Genomic DNA, 25,270 nt, shown 5'->3' on the forward strand with positions numbered 1-25,270 from the left:
GTGCTGCGCAGCGACATGGTCAGAGAAATCGCAGCGGTTCGGATATAAAGTCGCATATCAGTCGTGCATCTCGGCGCGGATTTGTTGGCGCAGGACGTCGATTGGCACCACCTGCCCGTCGCGTTTAAAGCACCAGTATGTCCAGCCATTACAGCTTGGCGCGCCTTCCAGATGGGCGCCGACCTGATGGATCGACCCTTTGACATCGTCGCCGATCAAGGTGCCGTCGGCACGGACCTTGGCCTTGTGACGTTTGTTCATGGAAAACAGCTCTTCGCCCGGACGCAGCATGCCGCGTTCCACCAACTGGCCAAAAGGCACACGCGGCTCGGCACGTTTGGAGGCTGAGACAGTCAGTGCTTCGCGGTCGAACTTGCGGACCGACGCGATGCGTTTCTCGGCAACCTTGCGGTAGGCGGCCTCGCGCTCAATCCCGATATATTCGCGGCCCAGCATCTTGGCGACCGCACCGGTGGTGCCAGTGCCAAAGAACGGGTCCAGAACCACATCACCGGGGTTGGTCGATCCGACCAGAACGCGGTGCAGCAGGCTTTCGGGTTTTTGCGTCGGGTGGGCCTTGTCGCCCGCCTCGTCCTTCAGACGCTCATGCCCTGTGCAAATCGGCAGAACCCAGTCGCTGCGCATCTGGATGCCTTCGTTCAGCGCCTTCAGCGCCTCGTAGTTGAAGGTATATTTGCTAGCCTCGGATTTGCCGGCCCAGATCATCGTTTCGTGGGCGTTGGTCAGGCGCTTGCCGCGGAAGTTCGGCATCGGGTTCGACTTGCGCCATACGACGTCGTTCAGGATCCAGAACCCTTCGTTCTGCAAGGCCGCACCGACGCGGAAAATGTTGTGATAGCTGCCGATGACCCAGATCGCGCCATCCGGCTTCAACAGGCGGCGCGCCGCCTTCAGCCATGCGGTGGTGAACTGGTCATAGACCTGAAATGACGTGAACTGGTCCCAATGGTCGTCAACCGCGTCCACTTTGGAATTGTCAGGGCGATGCAGATCGCCCCGCAGCTGCAGATTATAAGGCGGATCGGCAAAGATCAGATCAACAGAATTCGCCGGAAGACTGTTCATCACATCAATGCAGTCGCCTGCAATAATTTGGTTCAACGGAAGCGCCTCGGCGCTCTTCATATGTTTCGTCATTTTCTCTGCCTCTGTCCCCGGCACATTTTGTGCTCGTTGGTTGCATCCAAGATGAGTCAAAGGCGATTCGCGGTCAAATTCTTTATTGAATCAATCACTTAAGAAAAATGCTTGTCACAACATATTGTGGACCGGCTTGAAGGTTCGTCTATGGTGTGGGGTCACCCCAAGATTTTGCAGCGCCAATCTGTGGCTTTTTGACGGATATCCCATGTTCGTTTCCCACCCATAACCCGGATGCTGTTGCGCCAAATCCACCATGATCCGATCCCGACATATTTTGGCCACAATTGAGGCCGCCGCGATGGACACAGAACGCGCGTCCCCGCGCACAACCGGCGTCGCCGGAATGTCCAGCCCGCGCGGAATCATCGTGCCATCGACCAGCGCATGGTCAGGACGCTGACGCAATCCGGCAATCGCGCGCTCCATCGCCAGATGCGAGGCACGCAGAATGTTCAACTCCTCAATCTCGCGCACCGTCGCATGGGCAACAGATACATCCGCATGTTCCAGTATCTCCAGCCACAGGCGTTCACGCCGCTTGGCAGACAGCTTTTTTGAATCGTCTAGACCTTCAGGAATGAATGCAGGGTCCAGAACCACAGCCGCCGCCGTTACCGGCCCCGCCAATGGGCCACGCCCCACCTCGTCCACACCCGCCACGCGCCCGCCAATGCGGGCCTCCATGTCAAAATCAGGCACGCCGCCCCACCATCATTGTTCCAGAAATATGCACACACCTCCCTATCAACCGGCCCAGCGCATAGAAATAAAAAAGGACGGTGCCCGAACACCGCCCTTCCCAGTCTGGCACCACCCGCAGAACGGGGCGCTGCCGCTTGTCCCGCTCTTAGCGACGGGCCAACTGATATCCCTGCTGGTTCAGACACCGCGCCCCATAGGCATAGCCGGTCCCGCGACGGGTCTGCACCGCGCGGCTACATTGCTGCGGCAGGGAATTGGTGAACTGGTAGTTCTGCTGCAAACAACGCTGCCCAAAGGCCTGAATGTCGCGGCCCCGAACGGTGCGCAGGTTGAACAGACATTGCTGCGGCAACAGCTTGCGGTTCACATGGCGCGGCAGGGGGCGCGGTTGCACATGACCATGCTTGGGCTGCACCGTACGGGGATGGGTACGCGGCTGATGCTGCGGCACGTGCTGGCGGGCCTTGCGGTCATCCTTGCGCTTGTTGATGGCGGTGCCAACCACGGCAAGCCCAAGGATCACGGCAAGCGCCTTGGCCACATCGTCATCCCCTGCACGGGCAGGGGCGGCGGAAAAACCGGTGATCGCCACCGCAAGGGCGGCAATGGTTGCAATAAAGGGGCGGTGGATGCGAAGGGTCATAAGGAACAGTCCTTTTACTGGCGCGGATCGGAACCTCCGATCGACGGGGTGAAGTGGATGACACCACCCTCGGCCCACCCGCGCCGGACAGGCAATAACGCCCCCCTGCTATCCAATAACACCGCGCCGAAACCCCTGTTGTTATTGAATATCGGCACGATCCGGCGCAGGGTCAGCCCATGAAAACGCTTACACTCTCCCTTACCCTGATCCTTGCGATGGCTGCGGCTGCACAGGCCGACTGCTATGCCGATTACAAGGCAAAACAGGACGCCCCACTGCGCCTGCACTACGGTGTGGCGCAGATCTCGGGACAATGCAGTCAGGCCGCCGCGCGCCAGCAATTGACAGCGCGGCTTGCCGCCCAAGGCTGGACCCTTCTTCAGGTCCTTAACGTGTTCGGCCCCGAAGGCCTCGATCAAAGGAAAGCTAGTGCAGGGCAATACTACCTCCGCTTCTGACATGCGCCGCGCGGGCGGCAAACTGGTGACATTCGGTATTGCAGGCATTCTGGCCCTGCTGATCGGTGCGGCCCTGCTGCTGTTTCTGGCCCTGCCGGACGCGGGCGCATTCGATGCCCGCGTCGAACGCATCTTTGTCGAAAACTCCGACCTGACCAGCCCCGCCGAAATCAAACTGCTCGAAATTCTCGCCCAATCCGGCACTGCATTCTCGGACACATTGGCCAGCTACCGCATGGTGATCTTTGTGCTTCTGGTCTTTGCCAGCGCCATGATGATCGCCGCGCTTGCCTTCCTCGTCTCACTGGTCGGCTTCAACCGCCGCATGGCCCAGATCGAACGCGCGGGCATTCAGGTGAACTCCCTGCTGATCAGCCGCGAGGAAAACACCGTCTACCTCAACAACCTCGGCTTCAAACTGACCGCCGCCGCTATGGAAACCATGTCGGTCTTGGCCGAAGCGCGCATGGACGATGACGTGCTTTCAGGCTCCGAGATCGAAGGTGTCATATCGGGACGCACCGCCGCAGATTGTGACGAGGCCGCAGGCGCCACACGGATCAAACGGCTCCGCGACACATTGGGCAACCAGATCGTCAGCGAATTGCTGGTCAAGAACATCGCGCGGCGCGGCTACATGCTTGCGGTGGAAAAAGACGTTATCAAAGTCATCTGACACCACCCCACCCTTCTTTTGGCCCTAAATACTGCCCGAGCGGAGCGGAAAATCGCGGCCGCCGGAGGCGGATGCAAAACATCGCGTGGCGCGCATGCGCCGCATTTCGCCAGTAGCCATCGGGGCGATTGCGTGGCTACTGTGTCCCCGAACCAAGAGGAGACCTATATGCCCGCCCCCCACAACCCGTTCAAAGCCGCCCTGAAGAACAAGGAAACCACCATCGGGTGCTGGCTCAGCCTAGGTGATCCGCTCTCCACCGAAATCGCAGGCACGGCAGGGTTCGACTGGCTTTTGATCGACAGCGAACACACCCCCTACGACATCACCCGCATCCGTTTGCAACTGATGGCGCTACAGGCCTCTGACAGCCATGCCGCCGTGCGCGTTCCCACGGGCGAGACTTGGATCATCAAACAGGTGCTAGACGCGGGCGCGCAAACCGTTCTTGTCCCCATGGTCGAAACCGCCGAACAGGCGGCGCAACTGGTGCATGATGTCCGCTACCCCCCGACAGGCGGGCGCGGTGTCGGCTATTCCGGCGCGCGGTGCAGCCGCTTTGGCGAGATCACGGATTACGGCCACACCGCTGACGACCAGATCTGCCTTCTTATTCAGGTCGAGAACCGCAAAGGTATCGAAAATCTTGACGCGATCCTCGCGGTCGAAGGCATCGACGGCGTGTTCATCGGCCCTGCAGACCTTTCGGCGGACATGGGTTACATGGGTGAGCTGACCCACCCCGAGGTGCAGGCCACCATGAAAGACGCCTTTGCGCGGATCGAGGCATCGGGCAAAGCCCCCGGCGTGCTGGCCACAACGCCCGAGTTCACGCAGGACTGTCTGGATTGGGGTGCACGCTTTGTGGCGACGGGGATCGATTTGCTGATGCTTGCCAAATCCCTGCGCACGCTGGCCGCAACGTGGAAAGAAAAGGTGAAGTAAAGCGCGCTGACGGACGCTATGCCCCTTTGATGCCTACGGCGGCTCGAGTGTAACCGCCCGCCGCGCCGTCGATAAAATGCACATGCGTGTCGTCCATGATGGACGGCACGATACAAGTCATCATCGCCTCGCTTTGGGTGTGCATCCCGTAGCTGATTGTGCCCGCCTTGCGCGCCGCTTCCAGCACCCGTTCCAGTCGGGCCAGCGTGTCTGCGTCGCAATCAATCGTCATCTTCAGCCCGTCATCGAATTTGCGGAAATCCGCGTTGCCCGCGACGGTCCGCTGATAGTGCGCGGGATCAAAGCCGCCGATCTTAAGCTTGGTCTTCAGCAACAGCCACGCAATCGCCGTTTCGATCAGGATCTGCCGCTTGCGCTTTTTCACGCTCAGGCCGCCACGCGTGGCGTGGGCTTCCAGCGTCGCCCCGGGTGGGGGCCAGCCCGTGCCCGGCCCTTCTTTGGGCGCGGGATGCCCGCCGCGTTCCAGATCTTGTACCGTATCCAGCACCGCTTGGGCCACTTCGGCAAAATCCGCATCCGACACCCCGTCGCGGGGTTGGACCAGCAGGGACAGAATGGTGCCGTTTTGCGATTCCATATGGCTCCACCGACAGCTAAGGCCGGTAAGGTCCGGTTGCGTACCGGCAGGTGCAGGGGGCACGGTATCGGCGCCCGCCTTCATCTGCGCCTCGGCCCATAGAACGCCGCCGCCCGCGAACATGGCATAGTCCACACCTTGTGACACCTGATATCGCGCAACCGACACATCACGTCCCGCTGCACGAATATCGGCCATGCTGAACAGGCCGACGCGCAGGCCCATGCCGAATTCCTCACGCGCCCAAACCTGCACTGCCGCCAGTGACGCGCGGGCCTCTTCTGCGAACTCTGCGGGATGGGCAAAGGCCGCCCCGTCGCCGCCAAAAACAAAGGGAAAGGCGCGCACTTTGGCCGCGTTGATCTGGGCCGAGATCACCGCGGCCCCGATCATGTTCACGACCTTGTACTTGCCTTGTGCAATCGCCTCGGTCGATCCGATGATGTCAGAGGTGCCCACGACCCAGTCATCCGGCAGCGCGGTGTAAAAGCGCGGCTGCGCCATGTCTGAAAAGGCGGCCCGTTTCGGCACATGGTCATAAAACATCGCACACCTCTTATGTCGCTCCACAATCTAGCACAGCCGGAGAAAGCGGCAATGACGCTTGTGCAAACGGCGCCGCCATGACACGAACACGGCAAATATGCCGGACACCATGGGAGGGGCGTCATGCAACTGGGATTAATCCTGCTGGCGCTCGCCTATGTGCTGAGCCAGTTTTTCCGTGCCTTTCTGGCGGTTCTGACCGCCCCTCTTGAGGCTGAGCTGGGCCTGACGCCCGATATCCTTGCTACCGCCTCGGGCTATTGGTTCCTGTCCTTTGCGGCGATGCAGATTCCCGTGGGCTGGGCGCTTGATACGATCGGTCCGCGCCGCACTGCCGGATGGCTGCTGCTGATCGGCGGGGGCGGCGGCGCGGCCCTGTTCGCGCTGGCGCAGGGGCCGCTGTGGATTCATGCTGGCATGTTGCTGATCGGGGTCGGCTGTTCGCCTGTCCTGATGGCCAGCTTCTACATTTTCGCACGCAGCTTTGCGCCTGCGCGCTTTGCCACCCTTGCGGCAGTGATGATCGGCGTCGGCACGGTTGGCAACCTGATGTCGTCCTATCCTATGGCCTTTGCCGCGCAGACGATGGGCTGGCGTGCGGCCATGTGGGTGCTGGCCGCGGCCTGCGCCCTTGTCGCCATCGGCGTGCTAACCACCGTGCGCGATCCCGACAAACCCGCCGGAGAAGAGCGCGGATCGCTGCTTGATCTGCTGCGGATGCCGGTGCTGTGGCTGCTCTTGCCGCTGATGTTTGTGAACTATGCCCCGATTGCCGCCATTCGCGGGCTGTGGATCGGCCCCTATCTGGCGGATGTGTTCGCCCTCACTGTGTCCCAGATCGGTGTCGCCACCCTTGTGATGAGCATCGCGATGATTTTCGGCACTTTTGCCTATGGCCCACTGGACCGGATTTTCGGCACCCGCAAATGGGTGGTGTTTGCCGGCAACATGGTCGCGCTGGCTTTGCTGGTGCTGCTGGCGCTGTTCAGCGGCACGAACCCGTGGACGTCCATCGCCATCATGGCCGCCATCGGCTTTTTTGGGACCAGCTTTCCGGTCATTATCGCCCATGCGCGCGGGTTCTTTCCACCGCATCTCACGGGGCGCGGAGTAACCCTGATGAACCTGTTCGGCATTGGCGGTGTGGGGATCATGCAGTTCGCCTCGGGCCGTATCCACGCGGGATATGCAGGCGGCGCGCCCGAAGCGCCCTATGTGGCGATTTTCGTGTTTCTTGCCATCTCGCTTGCGCTTGGTCTGTTGCTCTATGCCTTCAGTCGGGACAGCGCGGACTGAGCCCCCTTTCCCCCGATAGGCTTTGGGTATAAAGGCCACCCACCTACCCGAAAAGGAGACCATCATGGGGTATCGTGTCGTCGTCGCGGGCGCCACCGGTAACGTGGGCCGCGAAATGCTGAACATTCTGGCTGAACGCCAGTTTCCCGTTGACGAGATTGCCGTACTGGCAAGCCGCCGCAGCTTGGGAACGGAAGTGTCGTTCGGTGACAAGACGCTGACGACGAAAGACCTTGATACCTTTGATTTTACGGGCTGGGATATCGCGCTGTTTGCCATCGGATCGGACGCGACCAAGAAATACGCGCCCATCGCGGCCAAGTCCGGCTGCGTGGTCATCGATAACTCGTCGCTCTATCGCTATGACCCCGACGTGCCGCTGATCGTGCCCGAAGTGAACGCCGATGCGATCATGGATTATTCCAAGAAGAACATCATCGCGAACCCCAACTGCTCGACCGCGCAGATGGTTGTCGCGCTGAAGCCGCTGCATGACCGCGCCACGATCAAGCGCGTCGTGGTGTCGACCTACCAATCCGTTTCCGGTGCGGGCAAGGAAGGCATGGACGAGCTGTGGGACCAGACCAAAGCGGTCTACAACCCGACCTCAGAAGTGCCGCCCAGCAAGTTCCAGAAGCAAATCGCGTTCAACGTGATTCCGCAGATCGACGTCTTCATGGAAGACGGTTCGACCAAGGAAGAGTGGAAGATGGTCGTCGAGACCAAGAAGATCGTCGATCCCAAGATCAAGGTGACGGCCACCTGTGTGCGCGTGCCGGTCTTTGTCGGCCACTCCGAAGCGATCAACGTCGAGTTCGAGGATTTCCTCGATGAAGACGAAGCTCGCGATATCCTGCGCGAAGCGCCAGGCATCATGGTGATCGACAAGCGTGAAGACGGTGCATATGTGTCGCCCGTCGAATGCGTTGGCGACTATGCGACGTTCATCAGCCGCATCCGTCAGGATTCGACCATTGAAAACGGTCTGAACTTCTGGTGTGTGTCGGACAACCTGCGCAAGGGTGCCGCCCTGAACGCCGTGCAGATTGCCGAACTGCTGGGCAACCGCGTTCTGAAAAAAGGCTAATCCGAACGGGCGAAGCAAGATTTCGCCGGACAGGGCAAGCGGGAATTAAGGGGCCATTTGGCCCCTTTTCTTTTGCGCGCGCGGGTGCACACTGCACCCGTCCCAACCAGAAAGGTTTCCCGATGCGTACCCTCGCCCTTGTTGCCCTGTTATCGCCCCTTCCTTGTGTTGCAGACATATTGCCGCTGAATGCGCCCCCTGTGGCGGTCACGGCCTATGCCAGCGGCGCGATGATCACGCGCACAGTGCAATTTGACATGCCCGCAGGCGATCACGTCCTGCGCATTGCCGACATGGACCCCGATGTGAACGCGGCGATGATCGACATCACCCTTGAGGGCGCCAGCATCGCCGCGCGTAGCTGGGACCGCGACGGCGCAGGCCCCTACCGTGCGCCCCGCACCGCCGAGTGGCTTGAGGCCAAGGCCGCGCTGGACGCCGCGACCGAAGCATTGGCCCAGCGGGATGACGCGATTGCGCTCGCCATGGCCTCGGCCAAGGCGGCAGAGGACCAGATCGGATTTCTGACCGGACTGGCCCTGCCCGAAGGGTTTGACGGCGACGTGGATTCTTTGCGCGCCATCGGCCAGCTGATCGCCAGCGACGGCACCGCCGCCCGCGCCGCCATGCGCGCAGCTGAGGCCGAGGCCCGCCGCCTTCGGCAGGGTCGCGACGACCTTGCCTATGATGTGCAGGTCGCGACTGCCGCGCTTGAGGCCGTGACGCCCCCGAATGAATCCCCCGCCGCGCTGAACCTCGACGTGACAGCAACCCAAGCGGGCCCTGCAACGCTGACCCTGCGCTATCCCACGCAACAGGTGCAGTGGGCGCCCGTCTACAATCTGTTTCTTGAGGATGACGCGACCCTGCGCGTGGCACGTGGGGCCATGGTCGCGCAGTATTCGAACGAGGATTGGGTTGATGTGGACCTGACCCTGTCCACCCTGTCGCCCTTTGCAGGGTCCGAACCTGGCCCGCTGTGGCCCATGCTGCGCCGGATCGAAGAACCGCGTGCGGCCAAGGAATCGCTCTCTACCATGCGGGCGCAATCCGATTTTGCGGGTGCGGCCCCGATGCCCGAGCCGGTGATGGCCGAGGAAAGCGTTGTCGCCGCGGCGGACCTGTCGGGCATCGGCGTGTCCTACACCTTGCCGCGCAAGGTCACGGTCCGCACGAACGAAGACGTCGTGCGTATCGCACTGGACGAAATGACCTTCGACGCCACCCTGACCGCGCGCGCAGTACCGATGCGCGACGATACCGCCTACCGGATGGTCGCGTTCGAGAATACGGGCGAGGAAATCCTGCTGCCCGGTCAGGCGGTACTTTATGTTGACGGCCAGTTGATCGGGGAAACCCATATCGACACGCTGCCGCCGAACGCCGATGCCGATATTTTCTTTGGCCCCATCGAAGGACTGCGCCTGAAACGTGTGGTGCTGGACCGCAACGAAGGAGATCGTGGGATCATCACACGCTCGAACCAGCAGCGTGAGGCCGTGCGGATAGAGGTGGAGAACCTCACCGCGCGGGCATGGGATGTCAGCCTGCGAGATGCGGTGCCCTATTCCGAACAGGAAGATCTGGAAATCGAATGGGATGCGACCCCGATGCCGGACGTCACTGCCGTTGATGATCAACGCGGCATTCTGGAATGGCAGTTCACGGTAGAATCGGGCGAATCGACGACCATCGCACTGGAAACCGCGCTGCAATGGCCCGAAGGCATGGTCCTGCGCTAACATAAAGCAGCAATCGTCCTTACTGTTCAGTTAACAAATCCGCCCACGCGGGTCTCGCAAGCGGGGCCAGCGTGGGTCGTTCGATTTTTACTGATGTCTTTTTGGCTTATAAGCCTCTGAAAATGCTGGATGTATGAGACCTCAACAAAGGTATGAACAAAGCCATCGAAGACGGCAATAAATTAGTAATTGTTACACCCCATAACCAACTTAGCAGCCGGTCGGGGGATCGGTTGTCACGACCAGCCGGGGGGCTGGGAAACCTAGATGAGGTGAGTGGGATGTTGAAGTGGATTGCCGAACGGGTCGTTGGACCCGCGAGTGGTGCTGTGGGTCATGGCGAAGGGCAGATGCCGCCCCTGTCGCGCCGCGAACTGTCGGATCTGTTTTCCGACGAATTGGCAAAGCCTGTGCTGCAAAAGCGCACAGCACATCGACGCAAGAACCTGCGTCAACCGATGGCAGGACGCCGTCCCGAACATGTCTGAAACGTGCACGGATGCGCAGGCTTAACGCCCTAGCCATTCAAATGCAGGCCGCTTTTACGGGCGTCACGTCTGGTGGCTGTTTGGGGCGCGGCATCTGACAGCGTGCTGTGTGCCGGATGAACGCAGCGATGCGTTCTGATCAATGGATGGGTATCCGTTTCGAAGGGTGGCAGGCCGGATATGGCCCGCCGCCCTTCTTTATATCTCGCGCCCCTCCCCGCGATCCGGCGCGGTTCACTTCAAGGGGCCGTATCGCACCAGGTCAGACCAGTTGGAAATCTTCCGACTCGCCAATGAACTGGCTCATGCTGCCTTCGGCAATGTCGGTCCACAAACCGTGCAGGCTCAGCGATCCTTCCTCGACCCGCTCTTTGACAAAGGGGAAGGTCAGCAGGTTCTCAAGCGAGGTCACAACGGCCAGTTGCTCAAGCCGCTTGGCCTTGTCCTCGCCCGTGCTCAGATCGGCAACCTGTTCGAATTTGGGGCGCAGGATGTCCATCCAGCGACCGACAAAACTGGTCTTTTCCTCAAGCTCGGGCGCACGGCCTTCGCACATGTCGATACAGCCCTGCACCCCGCCACAGCGCGAATGGCCCAGAACGACAACATGGGCAACTTTCAGAACAGTGACCGCATATTCCACAGCGGCGGATGTGCCGTGGTGATCGCCATCGGGCTCGAACGGCGGCACAAGGTTGGCGATGTTGCGGTGTATGAAAAATTCGCCCTGATCCGCGCCGAAGATCGACGTCACATGCACGCGGCTGTCACAGCACGAAATTACCATTGCACGCGGGCGCTGCCCTTCGGTGGCCAGTCGCCGGTACCACGCGCTGTTCTCGGCATAGGTCGTGGCCTTCCAACCGTGATAGCGTTGCAAAAGAAACGACGGCAGCGGTTTTATACTGTGCATGGCGCAGGTCTCATCCTTCCAGAAATTTCGGCTGAGGCTGTCGTTACCCCGAATTGTCGGCAAATTCGAGGGAAAAGACGGCCCCGCAATAACGATTTGAGAAGGTTCATATAGCACAAGTGCGCTCAGCCGTGGGGGCGCACCGCAATGGTGAATAAAAGGTGATAAAATGGGCAATATTACGCACATCCGGCTTGCCGAACAGGTGAAGGTCAATGTTGACCGCCTCGACGCGCTTTATGCCGAGATGGATCCGATCAACGCAGAAGACGTGGTGTGCCGCGCGATGGAGGAGTTGGCCCTGCGCATGGCGCATTGCGAACGCCTGTTCCGCGCCAAGGACTATGATGGTCTGCACAAGGCAAGCAGATCGCTGATCGCCATTGCCGAACAGATTGGCATGAATGTGATGGCACAGGTGGCTCGCGACGTTTCGCACTGTGCGGCAATCGGCGACGTGACCGCCCTGTCCGCCACGGTGGGCCGTTTGTTGCGCACTGGCGAGGGGTCATTGACCGCGATCTGGGATTTGCAGGACATCACCATCTGACTGGGGCCAACCGCCCTTGCAGCGGCGGGCAAAGCAGTTAGGGTCACAGGCGTCTTATCAATAGGTGCCAACTATGACGCTTGCCTTCGCAGCACACGATCCCGATGCCATCCCTCTGTTCCTGCTGGACGAGAACGCGGCACAGCCGTGGCTGGATGAACAGGACGACCAGACACAGGCGTGGGCAAAGGCACACGGTTTCACCGGTGCACTTGGTCAGGCGCTAACCTTTGCGGGGCCAAAGGGCGTCGCACAGGCCATCGTCGGCTATGGCACGCCCGCATCGCGCGCGCGCGGCCGCTTTCACCTTGCTGCAGGTGCGGCGCGACTGCCTGCGGGCACATACAAACTGCACACCACGCTTGATCCGCAAACTCAAGAAGTCGAAGCGCTCGGCTGGCTGTTGGCCGCCTACCGGTTCGACCGCTACAAGGACCAGCCGAAGATGTCCGCGCATCTTGTCGCGCCAGACGGGATCGACGCAGACCGCGTCACGGCCATCGCCAATGGCGAAGCACTCAGCCGCACCCTGATCAACACACCCGCCTCCGACATGGGACCACCCGACCTCGAAGCGGCAGCGCGCGCCGTGGCAGAGCAGTTCGGCGCGCAAATTTCTGTCACAACCGGCGACGACCTGCTCGACGCCAACTTTCCAATGATCCACGCTGTGGGGCGCGCAGCGGATCGCGCGCCACGGCTGATCGACATGTCGTGGGGCACCGAAGGTCCGCGCCTGACGCTGGTGGGCAAGGGCGTGTGCTTTGACACAGGCGGGTTGAACCTGAAACCCGGGGCATCGATGGGCCTGATGAAAAAGGACATGGGCGGCAGCGCCGCCGTGCTAGGTCTGGCGCAGATGATCATGGCTACAGGTATGCCGATCCGCCTGCGCGTCCTGATCCCTGCGGTCGAAAACAGCGTCAGCGGCAATGCGTTCCGCCCGCAGGACATCCTGACCTCGCGCAAGGGCCTCACGGTCGAGATCAACAATACCGACGCCGAAGGGCGTCTGGTTCTGGCTGACGCGCTGGCGCTTGCGGACGAGGAGTCCCCCGATCTGATCATCTCCATGGCGACCCTGACAGGTGCTGCGCGGGTGGCGGTCGGGCCGGACATCGCGCCCTATTTCACCGACGACGACGGCTGTGTCGCGGCCCTGGAAAACAGCGCGACAAACACCGCCGATCCGGTCTGGCGCCTGCCGTTCCACACACCCTATGAATCGATGATCGAACCCGGAATTGCCGACCTCGACAACGCGCCCAAAGGTGGCTTCGCAGGGACCATCACCGCCGCGCTGTTCCTGCGCCGCTTTGTGACGCAAACGCCCAGATATATGCATTTCGACATTTACGGCTGGCAGCCAACCGATGCGCCCGCCCGCCCCAAAGGCGGCGTAGCCCAAGGCACCCGCGCGCTGCTGGCGGCCCTGCCGCGCATGCTGAACCTATGAGCGACCCGCGGCGCACCCCCAATCCCGACTATTTGGGCGTTGACCGCGCAGGGCGGGTGATCTGGCCCCACGTGGATCTGTGCCGCACCCCGTCCGGCGCCCGCGACCGGCAGCTTCTTGCAGGTGCCGACGTCACCGTACTGGGCGAAGACGACACATACGCCTATATCCGCGCCAGTGCGGACGGCTATATCGGCTTTGTCCCTTCCCGCAGCATCGGCGCTGCGCAAACTTCGACCCACCGCGTCACCACACCGGGCGCACATGCGTACCGGCGGGCATCGATCAAGGCGCCCGAGGCCGCCGCCCTTAGCTTTGGCGCGACACTGACAGCGCGACGCGAAAGTGACGGCTTCATCGAAACCGAACTGGGCCACGTCCCGCTTGCGCAACTTACCCCCCTGCCCGCGCCCCACGGCGATGCAATCGACACCGCCCGTCTGTTCCTCGGCACACCCTACCTTTGGGGCGGCAACACCCGCGCAGGCATCGACTGTTCGGGACTGGTCCAGATCGCATTGCACACGGCTGGCCACCCCTGCCCCGGCGACAGCGATATGCAAGAGGCTGAAACCGGCCACGCCGTCCCCGCGCAAGGCGATTACCAAGCTGGCGATTTGCTGTTCTGGAAAGGCCACGTGGCACTGGTCACCAGCCCGACCCACATGATCCACGCCAATGCCCACCACATGTCCGTGGTCGAAGAACCCATCCTCCCCGCCCTCACCCGTATCGCGCAAAGCGGCGGCGGAGAGGTCACAAGCCACAAACGGCTCTGACCCTTCTTTTGGCTAAAAATACTGTCGGGGGAGTTTGAGGGGGCGGACAGCCCCCTCATTCACAAAACAAAATCGCGCCCGCGTCAGCGGACATTCGGGTCACTCGACCGCACGGATCAGTTTACGCTCCAGCACGCGCAGCACCGTTTTCAGATCGCGCCCGCGCCGCAGCACCTGACCATCCATCCCGATCACCGCATACATGCCCTGCTTGTCGCGCAGCTTGGGCCGTTTCTCGATCCGATACAGCGGATTTTCTGCCGTGCGCCGAAAGACCGAGAATACCGCCACTTCGCGCAGACAGGAAATGCCGTAATCGCGCCACTCTCCGGCGGCCACCATGCGACCATAAAGCGATAGGATCACCGCCAGTTCAGTGCGGTGAAACGCAACCTGCAATGCAGGCATCTCGCGCAGGTTCGACGGGGGCGGCGTGTGTAGCGTCATAAGTTTACAGTTGCGCGCCCGTGCAAACTTTTCAAGTGCGCCGTGCGGCAGGGCCATGATCGACCTGTCCGACCCAAGCCTGACCGCCCAAAATGCAATCACCGCAGACAAGCAAAAGAAAACGGCGCGCCCCAACTCAATGGGACGCGCCGCGATGTTCAGCCGTCAGTAACTGGCTTACATGCCACCCATCGACACGGCAAAACCGCTGATGCCTGTCATGCCAAGGTCTGCCACAAGTGTCGCGTTCGCTGTCTCAAGGTCGATGCTGTAAAGACCCGAGGTTTGCGCACCATCCAGTTGCAACACGGCATAGGCCATGTCGGTGCCTTCGCTTGGCGATACGATGTCCAGACCACCGGCGGACACAAGATCTGCCGCTTCGCCGTCAATCATCACGGTGCCGATTGTCTTCAACTCACCCGCGTTGTTGGCAAGGCTGACCAGCGCGTTGGTGCGGGCGTCAAGCGCATATTGGAACGTACTGCCTGCCTTGGCCCCTGCAATCGCATTGGTATAGGCGTTGGCATAGATAAGCGGCTCGGCCCCTGCGTTCACGTCGCCTTCGGCATAAAATGCATCGGTAAAGCGTTTGACGGTACCGGCGCGTTCGTCACCGAAATCGCCGGGGAAATACACAAGGTTTGCACCGTCGGACCCGACCGCACGTACCGCGTCGATGGCGTTGTTGAAGTCAAAGGCCACAGCCCCTTCACCAATCATCGCACCGTCGTCGAACTTGGCCTCAAGGTCGGTCAATTCACCCGTCATGGCATTGATCGAATAGATCATGCCGGCACTGGAAAAGCCCAGAAGGTCTCCGGTCACGGGACGATATGCAATGGCATTCAGCGGCGCGGACAGCTCGTAAGTCGCGACTTCACCCGGTGCTGCAAGGCTCTCCATTGTAACAAGGGTGGACCCGTTACCGGCCAAAGCATAGCCGCTCAGGTTGGCGTGACCGTCCGCATAGGCGGTTCCGACGGTCAGTGCAGCGGCAGCAGAAGCAAGCGAAAGAGTGCGAATAAGCATAATAATCCTCTGTGTTTTGGGTGCCGGTTCGGGACCGGCTTGACTGGATACACGAGTGCCTTCGCGGAAAGTTTCAGCCGCGCGCAGATTTTTTACATTTTATTTGTACGCCTCCCCCGCGCCACATCCGGCCCCCGCCCCATCAGGCAAAGCTGCCATGACAGAACCACCCCGCCGACATCGCACCGCCATGGGCATAAAACAGCCACAACCGCTGGCCACAGGCGGTGTCCGTCACCCAGTAATCGCGCGTGCCGGTGCGCCAGTTGGGGTCATCCAGCCACCATTCCGGCGCCATCCGCTCCGGCCCGACCGCACGCAAACGGGTCAGGCTACGCCCGCGCCAGCGAAAGGCTTCGGGCATGTACGGGGTGGCAGGCGCGTGCACTGGCTCGGGTTGCCACAGCAGCAAGGGGCGCGGATTGCTTGGCGCAGGCCACGGCTTGTCATAGGGCGCGCACCACGCCGCGGCCAGAATGCTGTGGGACTTTTCCGGAATATGGCTGTCTGCGGGATGTATCCGGCGGATCGCGTCCAGCCCCACACGCGCGCCCAGCCGCCCCACCAGATCATCCAGCGCATGCGTCTTGCTCAGCCGCGACTGTACCGCATCGCCCGCCTGCAAATGCCCCACCACAACTGCCTGATGCAGCGGCTCCACCTCGCAAGCGACCAGACGCAACATGTCGATGCCAAAGCCCGCATCGATTCCGTCAACCTTCATCTCCAGCAGCGGGCGGATACGGGCAGGATCAAAGCTGGGGCGCGCCAGACCGACCTCAACCACCTCGACACCGTGATCGCTGCGATAGGCCTGCAAGGCGACACGACGCGCGCCTTTGCCCTTGGCCTCCAGCGCGCTGCACAGGCCGGGCAGCAAACGGTCGATCCCCGCCATCACATCCTCGGCCAGACCAATCGGGTCCGGCAGGGTCATGCGCACCGCGAAATGATCCGGCGGCTTGGCGGGGGACACAGGCTCGGGCGCGCTGCCCATCGCCTGATCCAGCCGCATGACCAACCCGCGTCCGAAACGCCGCGCCAGCGCGGCCCGCGGTTGGCCCAGCAAATCCCCCACACGGCGCAACCCCAGCCGCCCCAGTTGCGCGGTCACGTCGGGCTCAAGACGTAAGGCCGCGACCGGCAATGGGCTCAGCGCGCCATAGCTCTGCCCTGACGGCGCGATACGTCCGGTGCTGCCACTGCGGGGGCGCACCGCAGGGGCCACGCCCCCCTTCGTCCAATGCCGCCGCTTGCCCGCCCGCGACCGCGTGGCGCGGGCCTCTTGGTCAATCGCATCCCCGCTGCGTGTCGATCCCGCCGCACGCCCTGCATATCGGGCCAGCGCCCACGCAGCCCCGCGCGTATCCGCCAGCCCCATCAGAACCGTCAGGCCCAGATCAACGCAGTCATCCTCCACCACCTGCATCAACTGCGCCTCGCCCCCGAACAGATGCGCGCAGCCCGTCAAATCCACTACCAACGCATCATTGTCCTCGGGCGCGACCCAAGGGCTGAACTTGCCCGCCCACCGCTGCAACGCCTCCAGAAACCGCGCCTCTCCGGCCGCGCTGCGCCGATGGGTCAACAGCCCCGGACACATCGCATGGGCATCCCGAACCGCCTGCCCGACCTGCGCCCCCAACCCCTGCGCCACCGCATTCACCGAGGTAATGACCTGCGTATTCTGCTGCTCTTCAACCACGGCCAAGGGCTGATCCCCCAGAACCGGCTGGCGGCGGATCAGACGTTCGGCCCCCAATCGGGGAAACCACAAAGACAGGATGCGACGGTCGGACATATCAAAATGTTCACACTTTGTTCCCGTCTCAAATATGCCACGACCCATGGCAGAGTCGAGTCATCCCATCATTGTTCTCTAAATATGCAAAATAAGGCGCTAGACGCCGTAGCGCGCCATGAATGTTTCCACTGCACCATCCACCACGCGGTCGATGTCGCTGTCGGAAACTGATGTCAGAACACCAAAAATCAGACGCGGCCAGATGTCGGCCTTGCACAACTCGCAGAACTGGTCGGCGGCTAGGTTCACGTCATCGATCTTCAATTCACCCCGCGCGATGGAGCCCAGAAAATACGACCCGATCACCGACCGCATCCGCGCAGGACCGGATTGGTAGAACGCGCGCCCGATTTCGGGGAAACGATCCGCCTCGGCCACACAGATGCGAAAAACCTGCTGCCCGAATTTCGACGTCAGGAACCGCAGGAAATGCCTGCCTGTTTGACGCAACACGTCCCTGGCCGACGCATCAAGGTCAATTGTATCGACCGCCGCTTGACTTTGGCGCGCACATTCCTGATTGGCGACTTCCATGAACAGCAGCCGCTTGTCGGGGAAATAGCTGTACAACGTTGCCTTGCTGACGCCCGCCTGTTTGGCGATGTCGTCCACGCTTGCACCTTCAAACCCGTCCACCATGAAAACCGCACGCGCGCCTTCCACGACCTGATCAAATTTCCGGCCCTTGCGTATAACGGCAGCACTATCGTTCATCATTTCCCCTGTCTTCACGAAGCACCAACATAAACCGATCCGTTCACTTTCGACAGTAAAATCAAACCCAGCCCTTGCATCTGCACAAAAGCGCGCCATGATAGTTTGGAACGGTTCTAAACTGGACAAGACACCATGCGGTTCACGACCCAACGCAAACGGTTTGACGATCTGACGGAACAACAGGTTCTGGCGCTGGCCATCTCGTCCGAGGAGGACGACGCCCGCATCTACCGTACCTACGGCGAATACCTGCGCACCGATTATCCGGCGAGTGCGGCGATCTTTGACGATATGGCTGCCGAGGAAGACGGGCACCGCAAGCGCCTGATCGACCTTTACCGCACCCGTTTCGGCGACGTAATCCCGCTGATCCGGCGCGAGCATGTTTCAGGCTATTATGCGCGCCGTCCCGTCTGGTTGGTGGAAAACCTTGGCCTAGACCGTATCCGCGCCGAGGCCGAAGCGATGGAGCGGGACGCAGAACGCTTTTACACCGCTGCCGCGGCCCGCTCCACGGACGCAGCCACGCGTGCGCTGCTGGGTGATCTGGCGGCTGCGGAGGCTGGGCACGAACGCCGCGCCACCGCGCTTGAAGATGCGCATCTTGACCCCGACACCCGCGCAAGCGAGGACGACCAGAACCGCCGCCAGTTCATTCTGACTTATGTCCAACCCGGCTTGGCGGGGTTGATGGACGGGTCGGTATCAACGCTTGCACCCATCTTTGCCGTTGCCTTTGCCACGCAGGACACGTGGACCACCTTTCTGGTGGGGCTGGCCGCGTCGGTCGGGGCAGGCATTTCCATGGGCTTTACCGAGGCGGCCTCGGATGACGGACAATTGTCGGGTCGTGGATCGCCCACGAAACGCGGCTTTGCCTCTGGTATCATGACCACCGTGGGCGGGTTGGGCCATGCGCTGCCTTACCTCATCACCGACTTCTGGACCGCGACGATCACAGCGATCTTTGTGGTCTTTGTGGAGTTGTGGGCGATTGCGTGGATCCAGAACAAATACATGGACACGCCGTTTTGGCGGGCAACATTGCAGGTCGTGGTGGGCGGCGCACTGGTTTTTGCCGCCGGAGTGCTGATCGGCAGTGGATAGCGGCGCGCGTGCGCGGTAAGGCTTGAGCCATGCTGGCGATCCTGTTCAAGACACTCCCCTTTTTCGCGCTTATCGGCCTTGGTTACTGGGCGGGTCGCACACGCTTCTTCACTCAAGAGGCAACGGCCTACCTGACCAAATTCGTGTTCTACTTTGCCCTGTCGGCCATGATCTTCCGTTTTGCCGCCAATCTGGAACTGGCCGAGGTCTGGGATGGCAAGCTGGTGGCGGCCTATCTGTGCGGCACCATGGTCGTGTACCTGATCGCAACGGCGGTGGCGCGTATCCGCGGCCTCGACATCCAGACCGGCGCAATCGAGGCGCAATGCGCGGTGATCGGCAATGCAGGATTTCTGGGCCTGCCGATGCTGGCGCTGCTGTTTGGGCCGCAGGCCATCGGACCGGTCATGCTGGTCCTTGCCACCGACTTGATCGTGTTTTCCAGCCTGATCGTGATCCTGATTTCTGTGGGTCGGGACGGGCGCATGTCGCTGTCGATCCTGCGCACCATCGCCAAGGGGCTGGTCGAGAACCCGATGATCGTGGCGATGACACTGGGGCTCGCATGGTCGGGGCTGCAAATCCCGATTCCTGCCCCTGTGAACGATTTCCTCGCCATTCTGGGCGGCGCGGCCACGCCGGGTGCCCTTTTTGCCATCGGCGCATCGCTGGCCGCAAAGTCCGCCGAGCGGATCGAGATCGCGGGCTGGTTGAGCTTTTGCAAGCTGGTGTTGCACCCGATCTCGGTCGCGATCTATGCGCTGGTCGTCTTTCGGGTCGAGGCGTTCGGAGCGTCCATGATTATTGCCAGCGCGGCCATGCCGGTGGCCGGAAACATCTATATGCTGGCGCAGCACTACGGCGTCGCGCCGCAACGGGTGTCGGCGGCCATTCTGGTGTCGACCGCGCTGAGTGTCGTAACCCTTACCGCTGTAATCGCGTGGATCAGTTGATCCCCCGCCCGTCCCGCCGCATAAACCTGCCCAAAGGGTAGGCCGACCGCGCAAGATACCCGTCGCGCCCGCCACAAGAACCGCTTGCCACAGCAGCAGAAAAGGAACCAAGCCGATGGAAACCAAATCCGAGAACGCCTGTTTTGGCGGCACCCAAGGGGTATACACCCACGCCTCCACCGCTTGCGGATGCGACATGACCTTTGGCCTGTTCCTGCCTGCCGAAGCCAAGGACGGCCCCGTGCCACTGTTGTGGTTCCTGTCGGGCCTGACCTGCACCCACGAGAACGCAATGACCAAGGCCGGCGCGCAGGCATGGGCGGCACAACAGGGGATCGCCGTGGTCTTTCCCGACACCTCGCCGCGCGGTGACGATGTTGCCGATGACGACGCCTATGATCTGGGCAAGGGCGCGGGGTTCTATGTCAACGCGACCGAAAAGCCGTGGGCACCGCATTTCCGCATGTGGGATTATGTGATGGACGAACTGCCCGCCCTGCTGGGCGAGAATTTCGCGCTGGATATGGAGCGCCAGTCGATCACGGGGCATTCGATGGGCGGGCACGGGGCGCTGACCATAGCGATGTCCGCGCCGAGCCGGTTCCGGTCGGTGTCGGCCTTTGCGCCGATCGCAAACCCGTGCGCCAGTGACTGGGGGCGCAAGCAGTTCAGTGCATATTTGGGGAACAATGAAGAATTGTGGTCCGCCCATGATGCCACCCATCTGATGCGCGACAAAGGTTTTGAGGGCCCCGTTCTGATCGACACGGGCACGTCGGATCAGTTCCTTGACCTGTTGCGGCCAGAGGCACTGGCCGAAGCGGCAGCGGCGCGTCGTCAGCAGATCACGTTCCGCATGCAGCCGGGGTATGACCATTCCTATTTCTTCATCTCGACCTTCATGGAAGATCACGTGACATTCCATGCCGAAGCGCTGTGGCAATGACGACGCTGTACATTGATGCGGATGCCTGTCCGGTCAAAGCCGAGGCGGAAAAGGTCGCCACGCGCCACAAGATCGCAATGAAGGTCGTCAGCAACGGCGGGCTGCGTCCGTCGGCCAATCCGCTGGTCGAGAACGTGATCGTGGATGCAGGCCCCGATGTGGCGGATATGTGGATCGCGGTCCGCGCAGGACAGGGGGATGTGGTGATTACCGGCGACATCCCGTTGGCCGCAAAATGCGTTGCCGCCGGTGCGCGTGTCCTCAAACATAATGGCGAGGCGTTGACGGCAGCCAATATCGGCAACGTACTGGCCACCCGCGATCTGATGGCCGATCTGCGCGCGGCGGACCCGTTCCGTCAGGGCGGCGGCAAAGGCTTTACCAAGGCGGACAGATCGCGTTTCCTCGAAGCATTGGAACGTGAACTAAGGGCAGCACAAAGATGAGCATCAAGGCAGTGATTTTCGACATCGGCAATGTGCTGATTGAATGGCAACCCGAACGGTTTTACGACAGTGTGATCGGCGAACAGCGCCGCCGCGAGATGTTTGCCGCCGTGGACCTGCACGCCATGAACGACAAGGTCGACATGGGCGAACATTTCACCGACACCATCTATGCCTGCGCCGAGGCCTACCCCGACTGGCGCGACGAAATCCTTATGTGGCATGACCGCTGGATCGAGATGGCGGCCCCTGTGATCGACCATTCGGTGCGCCTGATGGCCGCCTTGCAGGGCAACGGGGTGCCCGTATTCTCGCTGACGAATTTTGGCATCCAAAGCTATGATTTCGCCGCGACACATTACCCGTTCCTGCGCCAGTTTGATCGCGATTTCATCTCGGGGCATATGGGCGTTATCAAACCTGCCGAGAAAATCTATCGCATGGTGGAAGAGGCCAGCGGGCTGTCTGGGGCCGACCTGATCTTTACCGATGATCGCGCCGACAACATCGCCGCTGCCGAAGCGCGCGGCTGGAAGACACATCTATTCGAAGGCCCGCAGGGATGGGCCGACCGGCTTGTCGCCGAGGGCCTGTTAAGCAAGGAGCAAGCAGTATGAGCATTCCAGTTATTCCCTTTGCGGAAGGTGAAGCGCGGCTGGACTGGATCGGGCTGACCGATGCGCTGGCCAAGGGCCACACCCTGCCCAAGGCCGAGATCGGGGATACGTTCCTGTACCGCAGCCCCGACACCCTTCTGTCGCGATCCGCATGGATTGACGGCATGGGCATCGCCGTCAAAACCGCCACCATCTTTCCCGACAACCCGCAGCGGGACAAGCCGATGGTGAACGGCGGGGTCAACCTGTATGCCGATGGCGACGGCACGCTTGAGGCGATCATCGACTTCCATCTGGTGACCAAATGGAAGACCGCCGGTGATAGCCTGCTGGCGGCACGCCGCCTTGCCCGTCCCGACAGCCGCAACATCCTGATTGTCGGTGCCGGCACTGTGGGCCGGTCCCTGTTCGCGGCCTATAGCGCGGCCTTCCCCGACGCGCGGTTTAGCGTATGGAACCGGACCGCGCCGAATGCGCAGGCCATGGTGGCCGACTGTCCGGGGTTAGAAGTGGCCGAGGATCTGGAGAGTGCCGTGCGCGCCGCGGACATCGTCACCAGCGCCACCATGTCGACAGAGCCGTTGATCAAGGGCGAATGGTTGCATGCGGGCCAGCATATCGACCTGATCGGTGCCTACCGCCCCGACATGCGCGAGGTCGACGATGCCGCCCTTCTGGCCGCGCGCGTCTTTGTTGACAGTTTTGACACCACCGTGGGCCATATCGGCGAGGTGAAGATACCGCTTGAGCAGGGCACAATCACCCGCGATCACCTGTTGGCGGATTACTATGACCTTGGCGCATTCCGCCGGTCCGAGGACGACATCACGCTGTTCAAGAACGGGGGCGGCGCGCATCTGGACCTGATGACCAGCCGCTATATCCTTGATCGGTGGGACGCGGCGTGATGTGGGCTGCGCTTGTTTTACTGGCCGTGGTGGCAATTCCGCTGGCCATTGAGGCAACGCGCAAAGGCATTACCGACAAAGCACGCCGCAACGCGTCCGGCAAGTTCGCCCTGCTGTCCCAAGGGCGGACGCACTATCAATGGATGGGCCCCAAGGACGGACCTGTCGTCCTGTGTATCCACGGGCTGTCCACGGCATCCTATGTCTGGCGCGGTATTGCGGGCGGGCTGGCCCTGATGGGGTATCGCGTGCTGGTCTATGACCATTACGGGCGCGGGTTGTCGGACACGGCGGCGGGGCGGCAGGATGCCAAATTCTTTCTGCGCCAGATTGATGATCTGTTGGTGCACGAAGGTGTTGACGGGCCGCTGGTGGTCATGGGCTATTCCATGGGCGGGGCGATTGCGGCGCATTTTGCGGCCGTCAGCCCAAGCAGGGTCAAACAGTTGATCCTGCTGGCCCCTGCCGGAATGCATGACCTGTCAGGCGGGCGGCTTGCCATTGCGCGGGACTGGCCCGTCATCGGCGATTGGCTGTTTCTGCTGGTCTATCCGTTCATCCTGCGCCGAGGAATCGCCGCCGAGGCGGGGCTGCACACACATGTCGAGGGAATCAATTCCCTGCAACAGGCCGAGACCGACAGGCGCGGCTATTTCCCCGCGATCCTGTCCAGTCTGCGCGGCGTGCTGCGCAAACGGACGGGCGCGCAGCATAAGGTGATTGCCGCCGCGCAGGTGCCTGTGCTGGCCGTGTGGGGGGACGCAGATGATGTCATTCCCGTGGCGTGCATGGACCGGCTGACGCATTGGAACCCGCAAGCGCAACATGCGGTCATTGCGGGGGCCGGACATGGACTGCCCTACACACATACCGACGAAGTGCTGGCCGCCATTCGTGGCGCGCTGGACTAGGCCGATACGGGGCGCGGCAGCGGGCGTTCGCGGATCGGCAGATGCACCACCGCGCTGAATGCACCAATGGCGACGCCAAGCCACCAGACCTGTTCGTACGAGCCATAAAGGTCATACATCCGCCCACCCAGCCATACGCCAAGGAACGACCCCAACTGGTGGGAAAAGAACACGATCCCGTAGAGCGTACCCATGTAACGCAGCCCGTAGATATGCGCGACCAGCCCGCTGGTCAGTGGCACCGTGGCCAGCCACAGCGCCCCCATCGCGATAGAGAAGATGATGACCGTCGCGGGCGTCATGGGGAACATGATGAACAGCGCAGCGATGATGGTACGACCCGTGTAAATGCCCGCCAGCAGGTACTTCTTGGAATACCGCTTGCCCGCCCAACCGGCCAGCAAGGTGCCCGCGATATTGGCCAGCCCGATCAACGCAATCGACACCGCGCCCAAAGCCGAGGTGGTGGTGATGCCGATGTTGTACAGCGCCCCGCCCGGCAGGATGGGGCCGCAAACCTCGGTCACGAAGGCGGGGAAATGCGCGGTGACAAAGGCCAGTTGATAGCCGCAGGAAAAGAACCCCAGAAAGATCAGCGAAAAGGACGGATCGCGCGCCGCTTTGATCAAGATCGCGCCGAGGGATTCCTCAAGCTCGGCCTTGGAAGCGGTGGCAGGTGCGCGCATCAGGGGCAGCGTCAGGATCAGCGCAAGGATCACGCCCGCAAAAATCAGAAACACGTTCTGCCAACTGGTCATCGTTAGCAGGAACTCGGCCACCGGCGCGCCGAACACCTGCCCTGCGGACCCTGCGGCAGTGGCAATCGCAAGGCTCATCGAGCGGTTGTCGTCGCTTGACGCACGCCCCACCACGGCCAGAATGACGCCGAACCCCGTGCCCGCAATGCCGAAACCCACCAGCCATGCATAGGCCTGATGTTCCAGCGGCGTGGTAGAATAGGCCGACAGCACCATGCCCGCCGCATAGACCAGCGCGCCCATAACAATCGCTTTGCGGTCACCAATCTTTTCGGCAATCGCGCCAAAAATCGGCTGGCCGACGCCCCAAGCAAGGTTCTGGATCGCAATCGCCAGCGAGAATTCCGACCGCAGCCAGCCGAATTCTTCGGCCACCGGAATCTGGAAAACCCCGAACGATGCGCGCACGGCAAAGCTGACCATGATGATGACGCAACCCACGATCAGGACGGGCGTAAAAATGGACGTGCGGGTGGGCATATGTGATCTCCGGTCAATTGGCGGAAGGTATGCGCCAGCGCCGTCACGCGATCAAATCATCATTTTTTGCCCATGGTCCACGTTTTGGAATGGATCAG

27 protein-coding genes are annotated in these 25,270 nt (G+C 61.5%); 17 read left to right on the forward strand and 10 right to left on the reverse strand.

Annotation, left to right across the window (positions count from 1 at the left end; genetic code table 11):
- Positions 1 to 57: 57 nt before the first annotated feature.
- The 3 genes from AC6GQJ_RS09410 to AC6GQJ_RS09420 form a co-directional block, all read right to left on the reverse strand.
- Positions 58 to 1,158, reverse strand: coding sequence for a site-specific DNA-methyltransferase (locus AC6GQJ_RS09410; protein ID WP_500767620.1), 1,101 nt, complete (start codon positions 1,156 to 1,158; stop codon positions 58 to 60).
- A gap of 114 nt (positions 1,159 to 1,272) precedes the next feature.
- Complete coding sequence (rnhB, locus tag AC6GQJ_RS09415) at positions 1,273 to 1,848, reverse strand: ribonuclease HII (RefSeq protein WP_500773869.1); 576 nt, start codon at positions 1,846 to 1,848, stop codon at positions 1,273 to 1,275.
- A gap of 163 nt (positions 1,849 to 2,011) precedes the next feature.
- The gene (locus tag AC6GQJ_RS09420) at positions 2,012 to 2,509 is read right to left on the reverse strand and encodes a hypothetical protein (protein WP_500767621.1); all 498 of its coding nucleotides are present in this window, start codon (positions 2,507 to 2,509) and stop codon (positions 2,012 to 2,014) included.
- Between the two features lie 179 nt (positions 2,510 to 2,688).
- Between AC6GQJ_RS09420 and AC6GQJ_RS09425 the strand changes: the two genes are divergently transcribed.
- From AC6GQJ_RS09425 to AC6GQJ_RS09435, 3 genes are all read left to right on the forward strand, one after another.
- Positions 2,689 to 2,970 carry a hypothetical protein gene (locus AC6GQJ_RS09425; RefSeq protein ID WP_500767622.1) on the forward strand — a complete coding sequence of 94 codons (282 nt, stop codon included), beginning with the start codon at positions 2,689 to 2,691 and terminating at the stop codon, positions 2,968 to 2,970.
- 1 nt (position 2,971) lies between these two features.
- Positions 2,972 to 3,646: a winged helix-turn-helix domain-containing protein gene (locus tag AC6GQJ_RS09430; protein ID WP_500773871.1), complete on the forward strand. Its 675-nt coding sequence runs from the start codon at positions 2,972 to 2,974 to the stop codon at positions 3,644 to 3,646.
- Positions 3,647 to 3,814: 168 nt separating this feature from the next.
- A complete protein-coding gene (locus AC6GQJ_RS09435) occupies positions 3,815 to 4,591 on the forward strand; it encodes an HpcH/HpaI aldolase family protein (RefSeq protein WP_500767623.1) in 777 nt (258 codons plus the stop codon).
- A 16-nt stretch (positions 4,592 to 4,607) separates the two neighbouring features.
- Here the strand turns inward: AC6GQJ_RS09435 and AC6GQJ_RS09440 are convergent, their stop codons facing one another.
- Positions 4,608 to 5,735, reverse strand: a complete 1,128-nt coding sequence (locus AC6GQJ_RS09440; protein WP_500767624.1) for a DUF3095 domain-containing protein — start codon at positions 5,733 to 5,735, stop codon at positions 4,608 to 4,610.
- A gap of 123 nt (positions 5,736 to 5,858) precedes the next feature.
- Between AC6GQJ_RS09440 and AC6GQJ_RS09445 the strand changes: the two genes are divergently transcribed.
- The 4 genes from AC6GQJ_RS09445 (at position 5,859) to AC6GQJ_RS09460 (ending at position 10,348) form a co-directional block, all read left to right on the forward strand.
- Positions 5,859 to 7,031: an MFS transporter gene (locus tag AC6GQJ_RS09445; protein ID WP_500767625.1), complete on the forward strand. Its 1,173-nt coding sequence runs from the start codon at positions 5,859 to 5,861 to the stop codon at positions 7,029 to 7,031.
- 64 nt (positions 7,032 to 7,095) lie between these two features.
- Positions 7,096 to 8,118 (forward strand): aspartate-semialdehyde dehydrogenase, encoded by a 1,023-nt coding sequence (locus AC6GQJ_RS09450; protein ID WP_500767626.1) that lies wholly within the window; start codon positions 7,096 to 7,098, stop codon positions 8,116 to 8,118.
- Positions 8,119 to 8,240: 122 nt separating this feature from the next.
- Positions 8,241 to 9,860, forward strand: coding sequence for a mucoidy inhibitor MuiA family protein (locus tag AC6GQJ_RS09455; RefSeq protein WP_500767627.1), 1,620 nt, complete (start codon positions 8,241 to 8,243; stop codon positions 9,858 to 9,860).
- Positions 9,861 to 10,141: 281 nt separating this feature from the next.
- Positions 10,142 to 10,348 (forward strand): hypothetical protein, encoded by a 207-nt coding sequence (locus AC6GQJ_RS09460; RefSeq protein WP_500767628.1) that lies wholly within the window; start codon positions 10,142 to 10,144, stop codon positions 10,346 to 10,348.
- Between the two features lie 262 nt (positions 10,349 to 10,610).
- Here the strand turns inward: AC6GQJ_RS09460 and AC6GQJ_RS09465 are convergent, their stop codons facing one another.
- Positions 10,611 to 11,261: a carbonic anhydrase gene (locus AC6GQJ_RS09465; RefSeq protein ID WP_500767629.1), complete on the reverse strand. Its 651-nt coding sequence runs from the start codon at positions 11,259 to 11,261 to the stop codon at positions 10,611 to 10,613.
- Positions 11,262 to 11,430: 169 nt separating this feature from the next.
- Here AC6GQJ_RS09465 and AC6GQJ_RS09470 point away from each other — a divergent pair, with 169 nt between their 5' ends.
- The 3 genes from AC6GQJ_RS09470 to AC6GQJ_RS09480 all read left to right on the forward strand — a co-directional run bounded on the left by AC6GQJ_RS09470 (position 11,431) and on the right by AC6GQJ_RS09480 (position 14,046).
- Complete coding sequence (locus AC6GQJ_RS09470) at positions 11,431 to 11,811, forward strand: hypothetical protein (protein ID WP_500767630.1); 381 nt, start codon at positions 11,431 to 11,433, stop codon at positions 11,809 to 11,811.
- Positions 11,812 to 11,884: 73 nt separating this feature from the next.
- Positions 11,885 to 13,267: a leucyl aminopeptidase family protein gene (locus tag AC6GQJ_RS09475; RefSeq protein ID WP_500767631.1), complete on the forward strand. Its 1,383-nt coding sequence runs from the start codon at positions 11,885 to 11,887 to the stop codon at positions 13,265 to 13,267.
- On the forward strand, positions 13,264 to 14,046 hold the full coding sequence (locus tag AC6GQJ_RS09480; protein ID WP_500767632.1) for a C40 family peptidase: 783 nt from the start codon (positions 13,264 to 13,266) through the stop codon (positions 14,044 to 14,046). The genes AC6GQJ_RS09475 and AC6GQJ_RS09480 overlap by 4 nt, the downstream gene beginning before the upstream one ends.
- A 99-nt stretch (positions 14,047 to 14,145) precedes the next feature.
- On the opposite strand, the gene AC6GQJ_RS09485 is transcribed toward AC6GQJ_RS09480, so the two are convergent.
- The 4 genes from AC6GQJ_RS09485 to AC6GQJ_RS09500 form a co-directional block, all read right to left on the reverse strand.
- Positions 14,146 to 14,493 carry a DUF2794 domain-containing protein gene (locus AC6GQJ_RS09485; RefSeq protein WP_500773873.1) on the reverse strand — a complete coding sequence of 116 codons (348 nt, stop codon included), beginning with the start codon at positions 14,491 to 14,493 and terminating at the stop codon, positions 14,146 to 14,148.
- A gap of 177 nt (positions 14,494 to 14,670) precedes the next feature.
- Positions 14,671 to 15,525 (reverse strand): DUF4394 domain-containing protein, encoded by an 855-nt coding sequence (locus AC6GQJ_RS09490; RefSeq protein WP_500767633.1) that lies wholly within the window; start codon positions 15,523 to 15,525, stop codon positions 14,671 to 14,673.
- Between the two features lie 142 nt (positions 15,526 to 15,667).
- Complete coding sequence (locus AC6GQJ_RS09495; RefSeq protein ID WP_500767634.1) at positions 15,668 to 17,326, reverse strand: Y-family DNA polymerase; 1,659 nt, start codon at positions 17,324 to 17,326, stop codon at positions 15,668 to 15,670.
- Between the two features lie 99 nt (positions 17,327 to 17,425).
- Entirely contained in the window at positions 17,426 to 18,043 is a 618-nt protein-coding gene (locus AC6GQJ_RS09500) for a TetR/AcrR family transcriptional regulator (protein ID WP_500773875.1), read from the reverse strand.
- 135 nt (positions 18,044 to 18,178) lie between these two features.
- On the opposite strand from AC6GQJ_RS09500, the gene mbfA reads away from it, so the two are divergent.
- The 7 genes from mbfA (at position 18,179) to AC6GQJ_RS09535 (ending at position 23,934) form a co-directional block, all read left to right on the forward strand.
- The gene (gene mbfA / locus AC6GQJ_RS09505) at positions 18,179 to 19,153 is read left to right on the forward strand and encodes an iron exporter MbfA (protein WP_500767635.1); all 975 of its coding nucleotides are present in this window, start codon (positions 18,179 to 18,181) and stop codon (positions 19,151 to 19,153) included.
- Positions 19,154 to 19,182: 29 nt separating this feature from the next.
- Positions 19,183 to 20,106 (forward strand): AEC family transporter, encoded by a 924-nt coding sequence (locus AC6GQJ_RS09510; RefSeq protein WP_500767636.1) that lies wholly within the window; start codon positions 19,183 to 19,185, stop codon positions 20,104 to 20,106.
- 115 nt (positions 20,107 to 20,221) lie between these two features.
- Positions 20,222 to 21,052, forward strand: coding sequence for an S-formylglutathione hydrolase (gene fghA, locus AC6GQJ_RS09515; RefSeq protein WP_500767637.1), 831 nt, complete (start codon positions 20,222 to 20,224; stop codon positions 21,050 to 21,052).
- On the forward strand, positions 21,049 to 21,498 hold the full coding sequence (locus tag AC6GQJ_RS09520) for a YaiI/YqxD family protein (protein WP_500767638.1): 450 nt from the start codon (positions 21,049 to 21,051) through the stop codon (positions 21,496 to 21,498). Before fghA ends, AC6GQJ_RS09520 begins: the two co-directional genes overlap by 4 nt.
- Positions 21,495 to 22,115, forward strand: a complete 621-nt coding sequence (locus tag AC6GQJ_RS09525) for an HAD family hydrolase (RefSeq protein WP_500767639.1) — start codon at positions 21,495 to 21,497, stop codon at positions 22,113 to 22,115. The genes AC6GQJ_RS09520 and AC6GQJ_RS09525 overlap by 4 nt, the downstream gene beginning before the upstream one ends.
- Entirely contained in the window at positions 22,112 to 23,023 is a 912-nt protein-coding gene (locus AC6GQJ_RS09530) for an ornithine cyclodeaminase family protein (RefSeq protein WP_500767640.1), read from the forward strand. The genes AC6GQJ_RS09525 and AC6GQJ_RS09530 overlap by 4 nt, the downstream gene beginning before the upstream one ends.
- Positions 23,023 to 23,934, forward strand: coding sequence for an alpha/beta fold hydrolase (locus AC6GQJ_RS09535; protein ID WP_500767641.1), 912 nt, complete (start codon positions 23,023 to 23,025; stop codon positions 23,932 to 23,934). The genes AC6GQJ_RS09530 and AC6GQJ_RS09535 overlap by 1 nt, the downstream gene beginning before the upstream one ends.
- Here the strand turns inward: AC6GQJ_RS09535 and AC6GQJ_RS09540 are convergent.
- Positions 23,931 to 25,172 carry an MFS transporter gene (locus tag AC6GQJ_RS09540; protein ID WP_500767642.1) on the reverse strand — a complete coding sequence of 414 codons (1,242 nt, stop codon included), beginning with the start codon at positions 25,170 to 25,172 and terminating at the stop codon, positions 23,931 to 23,933. The two genes, AC6GQJ_RS09535 and AC6GQJ_RS09540, sit on opposite strands and share 4 nt — an antisense overlap.
- Positions 25,173 to 25,270 lie beyond the last annotated feature (98 nt).

This window comes from Tateyamaria sp. 7Alg 36 (assembly GCF_059882455.1).

What these genes read in the sequence shown, in the direction of transcription:
- AC6GQJ_RS09490 (WP_500767633.1), bottom strand. Translation starts at nt 15,525, where the DNA reads ATGCTTATTCGCACTCTTTCGCTTGCTTCTGCTGCCGCTGCACTGACC.
- AC6GQJ_RS09485 (WP_500773873.1), bottom strand. Translation starts at nt 14,493, where the DNA reads ATGACGCTACACACGCCGCCCCCGTCGAACCTGCGCGAGATGCCTGCA.
- AC6GQJ_RS09450 (WP_500767626.1), top strand. Translation starts at nt 7,096, where the DNA reads ATGGGGTATCGTGTCGTCGTCGCGGGCGCCACCGGTAACGTGGGCCGC.
- AC6GQJ_RS09495 (WP_500767634.1), bottom strand. Translation starts at nt 17,326, where the DNA reads ATGTCCGACCGTCGCATCCTGTCTTTGTGGTTTCCCCGATTGGGGGCC.
- AC6GQJ_RS09470 (WP_500767630.1), top strand. Translation starts at nt 11,431, where the DNA reads ATGGGCAATATTACGCACATCCGGCTTGCCGAACAGGTGAAGGTCAAT.
- mbfA (WP_500767635.1), top strand. Translation starts at nt 18,179, where the DNA reads ATGCGGTTCACGACCCAACGCAAACGGTTTGACGATCTGACGGAACAA.
- AC6GQJ_RS09410 (WP_500767620.1), bottom strand. Translation starts at nt 1,158, where the DNA reads ATGACGAAACATATGAAGAGCGCCGAGGCGCTTCCGTTGAACCAAATT.
- AC6GQJ_RS09435 (WP_500767623.1), top strand. Translation starts at nt 3,815, where the DNA reads ATGCCCGCCCCCCACAACCCGTTCAAAGCCGCCCTGAAGAACAAGGAA.
- AC6GQJ_RS09540 (WP_500767642.1), bottom strand. Translation starts at nt 25,172, where the DNA reads ATGCCCACCCGCACGTCCATTTTTACGCCCGTCCTGATCGTGGGTTGC.
- AC6GQJ_RS09480 (WP_500767632.1), top strand. Translation starts at nt 13,264, where the DNA reads ATGAGCGACCCGCGGCGCACCCCCAATCCCGACTATTTGGGCGTTGAC.
- AC6GQJ_RS09420 (WP_500767621.1), bottom strand. Translation starts at nt 2,509, where the DNA reads ATGACCCTTCGCATCCACCGCCCCTTTATTGCAACCATTGCCGCCCTT.
- AC6GQJ_RS09460 (WP_500767628.1), top strand. Translation starts at nt 10,142, where the DNA reads ATGTTGAAGTGGATTGCCGAACGGGTCGTTGGACCCGCGAGTGGTGCT.
- AC6GQJ_RS09475 (WP_500767631.1), top strand. Translation starts at nt 11,885, where the DNA reads ATGACGCTTGCCTTCGCAGCACACGATCCCGATGCCATCCCTCTGTTC.
- AC6GQJ_RS09530 (WP_500767640.1), top strand. Translation starts at nt 22,112, where the DNA reads ATGAGCATTCCAGTTATTCCCTTTGCGGAAGGTGAAGCGCGGCTGGAC.
- AC6GQJ_RS09445 (WP_500767625.1), top strand. Translation starts at nt 5,859, where the DNA reads ATGCAACTGGGATTAATCCTGCTGGCGCTCGCCTATGTGCTGAGCCAG.
- AC6GQJ_RS09510 (WP_500767636.1), top strand. Translation starts at nt 19,183, where the DNA reads ATGCTGGCGATCCTGTTCAAGACACTCCCCTTTTTCGCGCTTATCGGC.
- AC6GQJ_RS09440 (WP_500767624.1), bottom strand. Translation starts at nt 5,735, where the DNA reads ATGTTTTATGACCATGTGCCGAAACGGGCCGCCTTTTCAGACATGGCG.
- AC6GQJ_RS09525 (WP_500767639.1), top strand. Translation starts at nt 21,495, where the DNA reads ATGAGCATCAAGGCAGTGATTTTCGACATCGGCAATGTGCTGATTGAA.
- AC6GQJ_RS09535 (WP_500767641.1), top strand. Translation starts at nt 23,023, where the DNA reads ATGTGGGCTGCGCTTGTTTTACTGGCCGTGGTGGCAATTCCGCTGGCC.
- rnhB (WP_500773869.1), bottom strand. Translation starts at nt 1,848, where the DNA reads ATGGAGGCCCGCATTGGCGGGCGCGTGGCGGGTGTGGACGAGGTGGGG.
- AC6GQJ_RS09455 (WP_500767627.1), top strand. Translation starts at nt 8,241, where the DNA reads ATGCGTACCCTCGCCCTTGTTGCCCTGTTATCGCCCCTTCCTTGTGTT.
- AC6GQJ_RS09500 (WP_500773875.1), bottom strand. Translation starts at nt 18,043, where the DNA reads ATGAACGATAGTGCTGCCGTTATACGCAAGGGCCGGAAATTTGATCAG.
- AC6GQJ_RS09430 (WP_500773871.1), top strand. Translation starts at nt 2,972, where the DNA reads ATGCGCCGCGCGGGCGGCAAACTGGTGACATTCGGTATTGCAGGCATT.
- fghA (WP_500767637.1), top strand. Translation starts at nt 20,222, where the DNA reads ATGGAAACCAAATCCGAGAACGCCTGTTTTGGCGGCACCCAAGGGGTA.
- AC6GQJ_RS09425 (WP_500767622.1), top strand. Translation starts at nt 2,689, where the DNA reads ATGAAAACGCTTACACTCTCCCTTACCCTGATCCTTGCGATGGCTGCG.
- AC6GQJ_RS09465 (WP_500767629.1), bottom strand. Translation starts at nt 11,261, where the DNA reads ATGCACAGTATAAAACCGCTGCCGTCGTTTCTTTTGCAACGCTATCAC.
- AC6GQJ_RS09520 (WP_500767638.1), top strand. Translation starts at nt 21,049, where the DNA reads ATGACGACGCTGTACATTGATGCGGATGCCTGTCCGGTCAAAGCCGAG.